The organism is Halalkalibacter sp. APA_J-10(15), from assembly GCF_023017105.1.
Lineage (GTDB): Bacteria > Bacillota > Bacilli > Bacillales > Bacillaceae_D > Halalkalibacter.
On record NZ_JALKEV010000007.1, the window covers coordinates 181,450 to 193,314 of the forward strand.

Here is an 11,865-nt window from a genome sequence, read left to right on the forward strand (position 1 = left end):
GAGAGTGATACGCTCTCTTGAGTCATCTCCTTTCATTATAAGTAAAGAGGTGGGGAAAATGGCTCAATTAAACAGTGGAGCAAATCAGGTGAATGACCCGAAATTTAGAGATAAATGGATGCGGTTTGTGAAAGGGAAGAATAAAGGAACTTTATCGTTGTTCTTATTTTTAGCGCCTGCGCTGTTATTTTACATTACCTTTTTACTTATACCTGCAATAGGTGGAGCCTACTACAGTTTAACCGATTGGAACGGTCTATCAAGAAGCTCGAATTTTGTTGGTATAAGTAATTATGTAGAAGCTCTTCGGAATGATCCTGATTTTTTAAATTCATTGTGGTTTACATTAAAATTAACAGTCGTTATATTGGTCGTTCAAAATGTGGTTGCCCTTTTCTTAGCGGTTATGATTGAATCAAGATCACGAGGTAAAGGGTTGTTCCGTACGGTCTTTTTTATGCCGAATATGGTAAGTTTAATCATTAGTGCGTTTATGTGGTATTTTATTTTCGTGACAGTTCTACCGCAATTGTCTGAGTGGGCGATTCTCACATTTCTCGATCAAGAGTGGCTTGGAAATCCCCAGACTGCCTTTTATTCGATCTTAATTGTGTCGCTATGGCGTGGAATTGGGTACATGATGATTATTTATATTGCAGCATTGCAAGGAGTTCCAAAGCATTTGAAGGAAGCAGCGGTCATTGATGGGGCATCAGCATTTCAAAGTTTTAGAAATGTTACCTTACCAATGATTATGCATGCGATTACGATTTGCTTATTCCTCACACTTAATGAGGCGTTTCGAATCTTTGATGTTGTGTTTGCTTTAACAGGTGGGGGCCCAGGTAGGAGTACGCAAGTTATTGCTTTGAATATATACCATGAGGCGTTTTCTGGAAACTATCGATTTGGGTATGCGAGTGCCAAAGCGATGATTTTATTCTTTATCGTATTAGTCATTACGGTGATTCAAGTTTCGGTTATGAAGAGGAGGGAAATTGAGTCATGAGAACAAATAAAGTGGCAGCTTCCTTAAATACAGTTATTCTAGTTTTGTTTGGCGCTTTGACATTATTCCCAATTTACTTGGCTGTTGTAAATTCATTTAAAACTCAAAGTGAAATCTTTGCTAATGTGTTGGCGTTACCAACATCTTTAAACTTTGATAATTATATTAATGCGATGCAGCAGGTTAATTTCTTTAGTAGTATGTGGAATACGCTTATCGTCACAACGATTGGTTTGCTCGGCATCATTATTTGTGGTTCGTTAGCTGGCTATAAGCTAGCACGGACAAAAAGCAAGTTGAGCTCATTGTTCTTCCTTGTTTTTATTGCATCGATGCTTATCCCGTTTCATTCGATTATGATTACGTTAACGCAAGTAGCGAATAACATTGGTGTTCAAGGCTCACCTTATGGGCTTGGATTAATTTATATTGGTTTAGGTGTTAATATGGCGATTTTCTTATGTCATGGATTTACGAAAACGATTCCGAAAGAATTAGAAGAATCAGCAAAAATAGATGGGGCAAACGAAATACAAATTTTCATGAAAATTATTTTCCCAATGCTAACGCCGATTCTTGTTACGATTGCGATTTTAAATATTTTATGGCTGTGGAATGATTTCCTTTTACCGTTGTTAATGTTAACGAATGTTAATAATTACACGTTAATTCTTGCGATCAACATGCTGTTTGGAGAATATAACAATGATTGGCCACAAATTTTATCAGCCTTGGTTATTACGGCTTTACCATTAATTATTTTTTATCTAGTGTTCCAACGCTTTATTTTACACGGTATTGCTGAAGGTGCTGTTAAAGGTTAAACGATGTTAGGAGGGGTAATGTGAAGAATCAGTTATACTATGGTGTTGCTTATTATGATGAATATATGCCATATGATCGATTAGATGAAGATATTAAAATGATGAAGGATGCGGGCATTACAGTTGTCCGCATTGCTGAATCGACGTGGAGTACACATGAGCCACAAAATGGTGTCTTCGATTTTAGCTCAGTGGATCGTGTACTAGATGCTATGCATAAGGCTGGAATTGACGTTATTGTTGGGACGCCAACCTATGCTGTTCCGACATGGATGGTGAAGGAGCATCCGAGTGTACTAGCGGAAACGAAGGAAGGAAAGGGGAAGTACGGAGCAAGACAAATCATGGATATTACGAATCCGACGTATTTGTTCTATGCCGAAAGAATCATTCGCAAGCTCATTTCCCGTGTGAAGGATCACCCTGCAGTGATTGGTTATCAGACTGATAATGAAACGAAGCATTACGGGACGGTGGGGCCAAATGTTCAAGTTCAGTTTGTGAAATATATGCGTGAGAAGTTTGGTTCACTTGAAGAGGTAAATAAAAAATTCGGCCTAGATTATTGGAGCAATCGCATTAATAGTTGGGAGGACTTCCCCTCTGTTGTTGGGACGATTAATGGTAGTCTCGGTTCGGAGTTTGCTAAGTTTCAACGAACGCTTGTGACAGATTTTCTTGCCTGGCAAGCTTCTCTCGTTAATGAATACAAAAGAGAGGATCAATTTGTGACGCAAAATTTTGATTTTGAATGGCGAGGCTATTCGTATGGTGTACAACCTGATGTTGATCATTTCGAGGCAGCGAAGCCGTTTGATATTGCGGGAGTGGACATTTATCACCCGTCACAGGATGAATTAACAGGAGCAGAAATATCGTTAGGTGGCGATATCACTCGTTCATTGAAGCATGACAATTATCTCGTATTAGAAACACAAGCACAGGCATTTATTCATTGGACACCATATCCAGGGCAGCTACGTCTTCAAGCGTTTAGTCACCTTGCTTCTGGAGCTAACATGGTTGCTTATTGGCATTGGCATTCGATCCATAATTCATTCGAAACGTATTGGAAGGGGTTATTAAGTCATGATCTGAAGTCGAACCCTACCTATGAAGAAGCAAAGACAGTTGGGGCGGATTTTAAGAAGCTATCTTCTAAGCTCGTTAATTTGAACAAGAAAAATGATGTCGCCATGCTTATCAGTAATGAAGCTTTAACGTCTCTTGAATGGTTTCCGTTCCATTTCACTAGTGAGAAAAACTACAATGACGTCGTTCGACTGATATATAACGAGCTATATAATATGAATGTAGGTTGTGACTTCATTCATCCTAAGTCAGAAAATCTGGATCAGTATCATTTGATTGTTGTACCTGCTCTCTATTCAGCCTCTGATGAATGTTTAGAGCGTTTGAATCACTTTGTTGAGCAAGGCGGTCACGTCGTTTATACGTTTAAGAGTGGTTTTACTGATGAACATGTTAAGGTTCGTACGACAACACAGCCCGGAATAATTGATGAAGTATGTGGCGTTACCTATAGTCAATTTGTCGAGCCGAAACAAGTGACATTAAAGAGTGACCCATTTAACGTAGGGGTAGAGCATAATCAAGTAGATACATGGATGGAGCTGTTAACGCCAACGACTGCTGATGTTCTTGCCTATTATGACCATCCGCATTGGGGAAAGTATGCTGCGATCACACAAAATGAATATGGACAAGGAGTTGCGACGTATATCGGTTGCTTTATTAGCTCGAAGGCGATGAAGGCGGTATTAGAGCAGGCAGTGAAAAAGGCTGGATTATGGGGAAGCGATCAAGACCTTTCGTTCCCAATTATTACGAAGTCAGGAAAAAATGATGCAGGTAATACGATTCGTTACTATTTTAACTATTCAGATACAGCTGTTTTATTTACGTATCCATATGCTCATGGGACTGATTTATTATCAGGAAACGAATGTGTACAAGGGGATGAAGTAAAGCTTGACCGTTGGGGATTTTGTGTATTGGAGGAGAGGAGCTTATGAGATGGCTTTCATCAACAGAGTCAGGACGATGGAAGGAGAAAGATGTTAAGGTAGAAACCAATCAAAAGAAACAGTCGAGTTTGACGATTACCTCAACAGCTCGTCAGCTCGTTGAAGGATTTGGTGGTTGCTTCAATGAGTTAGGGTATGAGGCTCTTTCTTTCTTGAGTGAGGAAGATCGAGAGCAGGTGCTCTATCATTTGTTTCATCCTGATGGCGATTGTAAATTCTCTGTTTGCCGTCTGCCAATTGGAGCAAGTGATTATGCATTAGAATGGTATAGTTTAAATGAACATGACGATGATTATGAGATGGAGCACTTTTCGATTGAAAGGGATCGAAAGTATTTAATTCCCTATATTAAAGAAGCGCTTCGTTTCAATCCGAATTTAACGTTATTTGCTTCACCGTGGAGCCCGCCAACTTGGATGAAAACACCGAAGGCTTATAATTACGGGACGTTACGATGGGAAAAAGAGGTGCTAGAGGCGTATGCCCTCTATTTTGTGAAATTTATCGAAGCTTATAAACAAGAAGGTATTACGATTCATCAAATTCACGTGCAAAATGAAGTCGTTGCTGATCAGAAGTTTCCGTCTTGTGTATGGACAGGTGAGCAATTGCGAGAATTTATTCGTGATTACTTAGGGCCGGCTTTTAAACGGCATCACATTGAGACTGAAATTTGGCTAGGGACAATCAATGCTCCTGAGCCTTGGGATGAGTGGATGAAAGGAAAAGCACAAGATCACGATGAGTATGCTCATACAGTATTAAGTGATCCAGAAGCATATAAATATGTAAGTGGTGTTGGTTATCAATGGGCAGGTAAGTATGGCATTCAACGAACGGTCTTGAGCTATCCCGAGCTTCGTTACATGCAAACGGAAAATGAGTGTGGAGACGGTACGAATACATGGTTTTACGCGAAATATATCTTTAACCTGTATCAGCATTACTTTACGAATGGGGTTAACAGTTATATTTATTGGAACATGGTTCTTCAGCCGAAAGGGCGCAGTACATGGGGGTGGGAGCAAAACTCGATGTTAACAATCGAGAAAGAACAGCAACAATTAACTCAGAACCCTGAATACTATGTGATGAAGCATTTTTCTCATTTTGTTCGTCCTGATGCACGACGGATTGAAACAACTGGATCATGGACTGGGAATTCACTCGTATTTGAGAATAAAGATGGCTCGTTGGTAGTCGTGATTCAGAATCCGTTTAAAGAAGAGCGTGAAGTGGTGATTGAACATAATGGTCAGCAGTATTCCTTTAGCTTGGAAGCGGAGTCGTTTAATTCTATCGTTCTATAAAGTAGAAATGAAGAAAACTTAGTGTAAACTGCACTAAGTTTTTTTTTTTATGTGAAATCAGGATGTATAAAAATTGAGGAATGTTTCTAATGGATTCTAGTTGTTCACTATGCCTGTAATGGATCGGAAATAATTAGAATGAAATAGATAGACATCTAATAAGTATAAATAGCTTCCAATTTTATGAAGGTAGAGGAGAGATTGTCTTGAGAATTACGATTAAAGACATTGCTCGAATTTGCGGTGTATCACCGGGGACAGTGGATCGAGCATTAAACAACAGAGTAGGGATAAGTGAGAAAACGAGGAGAAAGGTATTGGAGGTTGCTGAGGAGGTGAATTATCATCCGAACTATACCGCTAGAAGCTTAGTAACAGGTAAAACGATGACAATAGGAGTTGTTTTATTTGATCTATATAATCGCTCCTTTGCCCAATTACTAAACGCGATAGAGCGAAAAGCTAGAGAGTTAGGTTACTTTGTATATATTACATTAACGGATAAAGACCGTGAAAATGAGTTGAAATGTATCGACTATTTAGTCAAGCGAAAGGTGGATGGTATGATTCTGTTCTCTGTGAATAAAGGGAAAAAATTTGAAACGTATCTATTAAGTATGGAAGTTCCTCTTATATCAATCTTTAATTATATTTCTGGAAAAATTGAATACATCGGCATACCAGAACGTCAAGCTATGAAAGAAGCTGTTGATTATATGGCTAATAAAGGATATAAACACTATATTTATGTGAGCCCACCGTTACGTTATGTAGGAAAGTCTAATGTTTATACGCAAGAGGAAAGGTTATATGGCTTTATCGAAGGATTAGAGCAAAATGGGATCGTATCAAAGCCTTTGATTATAAAAAGCGATGATTATGTAGAGGAATTAAAGCATATCGTCTATAACCTAAATGAAAAGGTAGCCATTGTTTGTTCTACAGATTTGTACGCGTTAGAAGTGATGAATGAATTGAAAGGGCAGGGCTATGATATTCCCAGTCAGGTAGGGGTTATGGGCTTTGATGATATTGATATGTTGAAGTATATTACACCGAGATTGACGACTGTAAAATATCCGATTGAGGAGATTGGAAGAAGAGCGGTTGCAAGTATGATTCATAAAATTAGTCAAGGGCATTTTATAAAAACACCTTTACTAAATTATGAAATCGTAGAAGGTGCTTCGATTTAACGCACACAGAAGCTAGTACTATACATTTTGTCCAATAAGTCAAAAGAGTTTTTACGTTTAATCGAATGAAAGAAGAGAACCGTGCATATAGTTTATAAGGTTCTACATCATATCGTTTTCTAGGACGTTGCTTTCATTCGTGTACGTACACAATTGATTAGAAGGTAGAGATTACTCATTTTTTTGTAAGCGTTTACTTTATAGATCTATTTTTCTTTTCTTATTAGAAAACCGTGTACGTACACGGTATAGAAGGAGGTGGCTTTGTTAATTATCGTTATACGCTTGTGAATTTGTGTATTATTCGAATACGTAAAGGGGGAATAAGAAGGATGAAGAAACAAAGCTTATCCATAATGCTTGTAGGATTAGTGGGCTTGATTTTAGTTGCGTGTGGAGGAGAGGATTCGAGTTCAGAGGCCGATGCTTCAGAGGTAATCGGTGGAGATGAAGAGGATGCAATAGAATTAACATTCTGGACGTTTAATGAATTGCATATGAACATATTTAGAGATTCAGTCACCCGTTGGAATGAAGAGTTTCCAGATCGTCCGATTACATTAGTTGCAGAAACATACCCGTATGATAATATGCATAACAATCTTTTACTTGCTCTACAGTCAGAGACAGGTGCACCTGACCTTGTTGATATCGAGCTCGGACGTTTCCCTAATTATTTACAAGGTGAGCCACAATTACTGCCGATGAATGAGTACGTAGAGCCAGTATTAGACGACTTTATCGAATCACGATTTGATATTTATGCGAAGGATGGTATTTACTATGGGCTTCCTACACACGTAGGTGCAACAGTTGCTTATTACAACAAAGAAATTATGGATGAAGCTGGCGTAGATATTGATTCCATTCAAACATGGGATGATTATGTCGAGGCTGGAAAACAGGTAGTTGCCAATACTGATGCTGCGATGGTGACGTTAGAAACGGAAGACTATTGGTCTTATTGGCCACTTCTGGCTCAGCAAGGGTCTGATTTCTTTGACGAGAACGGAGAAGTTATTCTTGATAGTTCAGTAAATATCGATACTTTGCAATTTATGTATGACATGGTGTATGAACATGAGATTGCGGAATTGACACCAGGTGGCGGTCATCATGCAGAAGAGTATTACGGCTTTATGAATGATGGTGGAGCAGCTTCGGTCATTATGCCAATGTGGTATATGGGACGGTTTACAGATTATATGGAAGATTTAGAAAGTAAAATTGTTATTCGACCAATGCCAAGGTGGACAGAGGATGGAAATCGTTCAGCAGGTGCTGGGGGTACAGGGACTGTTGTAACGAATCAAACTGAACATCCAGAGCTTGCAAAAGAATTTTTAGCTTATACGAAGCTAACTGAAGAAGGAAACTTAGCTCTTTGGGAAATAATGGGCTTTGATCCGCCAATGTGGACAGTATGGGACTCAGAGACAATTCGTGAGGATAATAGATATTATCAATATTTTGGTACAGATATTTTTGATACATTACTTGAAATACGTGATGAGATTAACTCCATCAACATTACAGATCGAAATCCAATTGCTCAACAGCAGTTAACGACAAATGTATTTAATAACGTGTTAAGGGCTCAATCACAAACTCCTGAGGAAGCGCTAAAACAAGCTGCGGATGAGATTCGTAACAATTAAACCTTTCATGCAGGTAGTAAGGTACTGATTGTTCATACATCTTATAGAACTTTTTTCAGTACCTTTCCTCACTACCATGATCTGTTTGAGATGGAAAGGAGTCAATAAGATGGAACGTGTCGTTTCAAGTGAAAAGAAGTATGGTCCAAAGCCAAAGCGTACATTTGTACAATTCCTATTATCAAAAAAAGTAGCCCCATATGTATTTGTATCTCCATTTATTATTTCATTTTTGCTATTATTTTTTTACCCGCTTGTTAATGGAATTATTATGAGTTTTCAAAGCATTCTGCCCGGTCAAACGACATTTGTAGGCTCTAGTAATTTTGAACGTATTTTAAATCCAACGTTTTATCGCGCTTTGTACAATACGTCAGTGTATGTAATATTGACAACGATTATTCTAGTGGCGATTCCGATGGTTTTGGCAACAATATTAAATTCAAGCATGATGCGCTTTTCCCACTTTTTTCGTGCTTCGTTATTCATTCCTGCGTTAACATCTGTTATTGTCGCTGGGGTTGTGTTTCGTTTAATGTTTGGTGAATCAGATGAGGCCATTGCTAACGCAATAATTGGGTTTTTAGGCTTTGAACCATTGCAATGGCGTTATGGTGCTGTAACAGGTATGTTCTTAATGGTTATTTTAGCATCCTGGCGTTGGATTGGTGTGAATATTATTTACTTTATGGCGGGGTTAACAAATGTCCCAAAGGAGCTGTATGAAGCAGCTGAAATAGATGGAGCAGGTGTGATTCAGAAGTTCTTCCATATTACATTGCCGTTATTAAAGCCAGTAACGATTTATGTCGTAACTTTAACGGTTATTAATGGCTTTAGAATGTATGAAGAGAGCTTCGTTTTTTGGGAGAACGCTTCACCAGGTAACATTGGGTTGACGGTTGTCGGATATATATATCAGCAAGGTTTTCAAATGAATAATATGGGATTTGGTTCCGCAATAGGGGTCGTACTAATGGCTATTATCTTTATTGTAAGCATCATTCAACTTAAGTTCTTTGGTGCGTTAAAGAAGGGGGACTAAGCGATGACTACGAAGCGTAAGGTGTTTTCGACAATCTTAATTGTTGTGATTGCGGTTGTAGCCTTTCTTGCAGTTTTTCCATTATTAGCACTTGTCGTTTCTTCATTTAGACCATCTTCAGAATTAATGCGAAATGGAATCACATTGGCAATATCATTGGATCAGTTAAATTTTTCAAACTATGCTTATATTTTCACACAATCGGGTAACTATTGGCAGTGGTATGTAAATAGTATTTTCATTTCGGCATTAACGATCGTCCTCTCTTTGTTTTTTTCATCAATGGTCGGTTATGCATTAGCCGTTTATCAATTCAGAGGAAGGAATACGATATTTATTTTAGTGCTTTTAATACTTATGGTACCATTCGAAATATTAATGCTCCCATTATACCGTTTAATGACAACACTCGGCTTAATTGATAGTTATCTAGCTGTTATTCTGCCAATGGTTGTAGCGCCTGTAGCGGTTTTCTTCTTTCGACAATATGCTGTGGGACTACCGAAGGAATTAATGGAGTCCGCTAGGATTGATGGCTGTACAGAGTATGGTATCTACTACAGGATTATGGCACCGTTAATGCTCCCATCTTTTGCCGCAATGGCGATTCTTCAAGGATTAGCAAGCTGGAATAACTTTCTCTGGCCGTTAGTTGTTTTACGTTCAAATAATATGTTTACATTACCGATCGGTTTAGCTACATTATTAACACCATATGGCAACAATTACGATGTGCTTATTGTCGGCTCTGTCATGACAGTTATACCGGTTATTGTTTTATTTTTGTTTTTCCAGCGTTATTTTATTTCCGGATTAACAGTTGGTGGAGTGAAAGGTTAGAGTAAATAGTGAAGGGAGAAAATATGGAAGGTAATGTGCTTATGAATAAGCTGATGTCTATCTTTAATTGGATTTTCAAAATGGCATATTTGAATGGATTATGGATCCTTTTTAGCTTAGTAGGTCTTGTTATCTTTGGCTTTTTCCCTTCTACCATTGCAATGCTGACAATTTGTAAAAAGTGGTTGAATGGCGAGGAAGAATTACCGATTTTTAAAACATTTATGAATGTTTTAAAAGCAGAGAAGCTGAGAGGAAATCTATTAGGGTGGATACTTGTATCGATTGGAGCTGTTCTGTATGCCAACTTTCTTGTTATACAAGCGAATGTAGAGAGTGTAAGTATCATTTTTATATTTTCCTTTTATTTAATCGCTTTCCTTTATATTGTCACACTTACTCATGTGTTTCCATTATATATTCACTATAAAGTTCCATTATTAATCATTATCAAAAATGCTTTTATTATGAGTCTTTCAAATATACACTTCTCAGGAGGTATGATCATTAGCCAATCGGCGATTTATTATGTCATGTTTTCATACCCTGCTTCTGCTCTATTTTTCTTAGGAAGTGTACAAGCGATGATTCAAATGTGGCTTGCGGTTCGGTCATTTCATAGAATCGAGATGAAAGTAGAAAGGCTACGAATGAAGCAAGAGTCCAATATAGCTTAAGAGATCGTGAATCTTTTTTGGAGTAGGATTCTATGGTTCATATTTACGGTGCATAGAAAATAGTGAAGCTTAGTGTAGAAAGATTTAACACTAAGCTTCACTATTTGTATGGGGAGTATACGGAACTGAATCTAAAGAAATAGTTGCCAAAATGTTCAGATTAAAGTATTATGTATCTAAATGATATATCAAAAAGATAGGTGGTTGGATGTCAAAAGAAAATTATACGAAGTACGTCATTTTAGGCTTACTGACGACACATTGTCGGTCAGGGTACTCGATGAAAAAAATGATCGATACGAGCTTGAACTATTTTTGGAAAGTAAGCTATGGTCAAATTTATCCGATGCTAAAGGTGTTGGTAGATGAGGGATTAGCAGAAGAGTCAGACGTCGTTGATGATGGAAGCAAGCGTGAGAAGAAGGAATATTCTATTACGAAAAAGGGGCAAGAAGAGCTACGTGACTGGCTGCAAAGACCGATTGTAAGTATTCCCGTAGAAAAAAATGAATTACTTCTAAAGCTTTTTTTCAGTCGTAACGTGGAAAAGAACTATTCCATTGAACAACTAAGTTCGTATTTACACTTACACAAAGAACGTTTTGCTGTGTATCAAACAATTGAAAAGATGATTCAAAGCTATTCAACGGGGCTTGATGATGAACACTATGGGCTCATTACACTTGATTATGGAAAAAGGACGACAAACGCTGTAATTGAATGGTGTGAAGAAACGATTCGTACATTATCAAAAAGCTGATGAGGAGGAGTTAACCGTGGGGAAATCAATTTATCCGGGACGTTTTACGGCTGATAATCAAGAGGATATTGTCGTATTCATGATTGGGATGAGAGTCAATCAGTGGTGGGCAGTTCATAAGTGGTTGCCAGTGTTTGTAGCAATGCCCCCAATGATGAGGGAGTTAGCAACGAATAAAGAGTTAGGCTGCTTGTCGATGGAAAGCTTTACAGGTTTGCGTACGACGTATTTATTGCAATATTGGCGTTCAGAAAAGGATTTATTCACGTATGCGAGAGGCGATCTCCATCTCCCAGCGTGGAAATCCTTTAATAAGAGAGCTCGAAATAACTCAGCAGTTGGCTTTTATCATGAAACCTATGTAGTACCAAAAGGTAGCTCGGAATCAATTTATGTCAATATGCCCAAGTTCGGTTTGGCAAATGCAACAGCACATATTTCAGTTGATTCTAAGCTTGATACAGCGGAGCAAAGACTGAGGAGGTGAATGGTAAATCA

The 11,865-nt window shown here is 38.2% G+C and carries 11 protein-coding genes; all 11 read left to right on the forward strand.

What is annotated here, in order from left to right:
• Window positions 1-118 precede the first annotated feature (118 nt).
• On the forward strand, window positions 119-1,009 hold the full coding sequence (locus MW695_RS10565; RefSeq protein ID WP_247105320.1) for a carbohydrate ABC transporter permease: 891 nt from the start codon (window positions 119-121) through the stop codon (window positions 1,007-1,009).
• Entirely contained in the window at window positions 1,006-1,833 is an 828-nt protein-coding gene (locus MW695_RS10570; protein WP_247105279.1) for a carbohydrate ABC transporter permease, read from the forward strand. Before MW695_RS10565 ends, MW695_RS10570 begins: the two co-directional genes overlap by 4 nt.
• Window positions 1,834-1,898: 65 nt before the next feature.
• The gene (locus MW695_RS10575) at window positions 1,899-3,869 is read left to right on the forward strand and encodes a beta-galactosidase (RefSeq protein WP_247105321.1); all 1,971 of its coding nucleotides are present in this window, start codon (window positions 1,899-1,901) and stop codon (window positions 3,867-3,869) included.
• Window positions 3,866-5,191 (forward strand): glycoside hydrolase family 30 protein, encoded by a 1,326-nt coding sequence (locus tag MW695_RS10580; protein ID WP_247105280.1) that lies wholly within the window; start codon window positions 3,866-3,868, stop codon window positions 5,189-5,191. The genes MW695_RS10575 and MW695_RS10580 overlap by 4 nt, the downstream gene beginning before the upstream one ends.
• A 206-nt stretch (window positions 5,192-5,397) precedes the next feature.
• Window positions 5,398-6,387 (forward strand): LacI family DNA-binding transcriptional regulator, encoded by a 990-nt coding sequence (locus tag MW695_RS10585; RefSeq protein WP_247105281.1) that lies wholly within the window; start codon window positions 5,398-5,400, stop codon window positions 6,385-6,387.
• A gap of 332 nt (window positions 6,388-6,719) precedes the next feature.
• Window positions 6,720-8,045: an ABC transporter substrate-binding protein gene (locus MW695_RS10590; RefSeq protein WP_247105282.1), complete on the forward strand. Its 1,326-nt coding sequence runs from the start codon at window positions 6,720-6,722 to the stop codon at window positions 8,043-8,045.
• A 109-nt stretch (window positions 8,046-8,154) separates the two neighbouring features.
• Window positions 8,155-9,090, forward strand: a complete 936-nt coding sequence (locus MW695_RS10595; RefSeq protein WP_247105283.1) for a carbohydrate ABC transporter permease — start codon at window positions 8,155-8,157, stop codon at window positions 9,088-9,090.
• A 3-nt stretch (window positions 9,091-9,093) separates the two neighbouring features.
• Window positions 9,094-9,930 carry a carbohydrate ABC transporter permease gene (locus tag MW695_RS10600; RefSeq protein WP_247105284.1) on the forward strand — a complete coding sequence of 279 codons (837 nt, stop codon included), beginning with the start codon at window positions 9,094-9,096 and terminating at the stop codon, window positions 9,928-9,930.
• A 41-nt stretch (window positions 9,931-9,971) separates the two neighbouring features.
• Complete coding sequence (locus tag MW695_RS10605; protein WP_247105285.1) at window positions 9,972-10,607, forward strand: YesL family protein; 636 nt, start codon at window positions 9,972-9,974, stop codon at window positions 10,605-10,607.
• A 208-nt stretch (window positions 10,608-10,815) separates the two neighbouring features.
• Entirely contained in the window at window positions 10,816-11,367 is a 552-nt protein-coding gene (locus MW695_RS10610; protein ID WP_247105286.1) for a PadR family transcriptional regulator, read from the forward strand.
• 16 nt (window positions 11,368-11,383) lie between these two features.
• Window positions 11,384-11,854 carry a DUF4188 domain-containing protein gene (locus MW695_RS10615; RefSeq protein WP_247105287.1) on the forward strand — a complete coding sequence of 157 codons (471 nt, stop codon included), beginning with the start codon at window positions 11,384-11,386 and terminating at the stop codon, window positions 11,852-11,854.
• Window positions 11,855-11,865 lie beyond the last annotated feature (11 nt).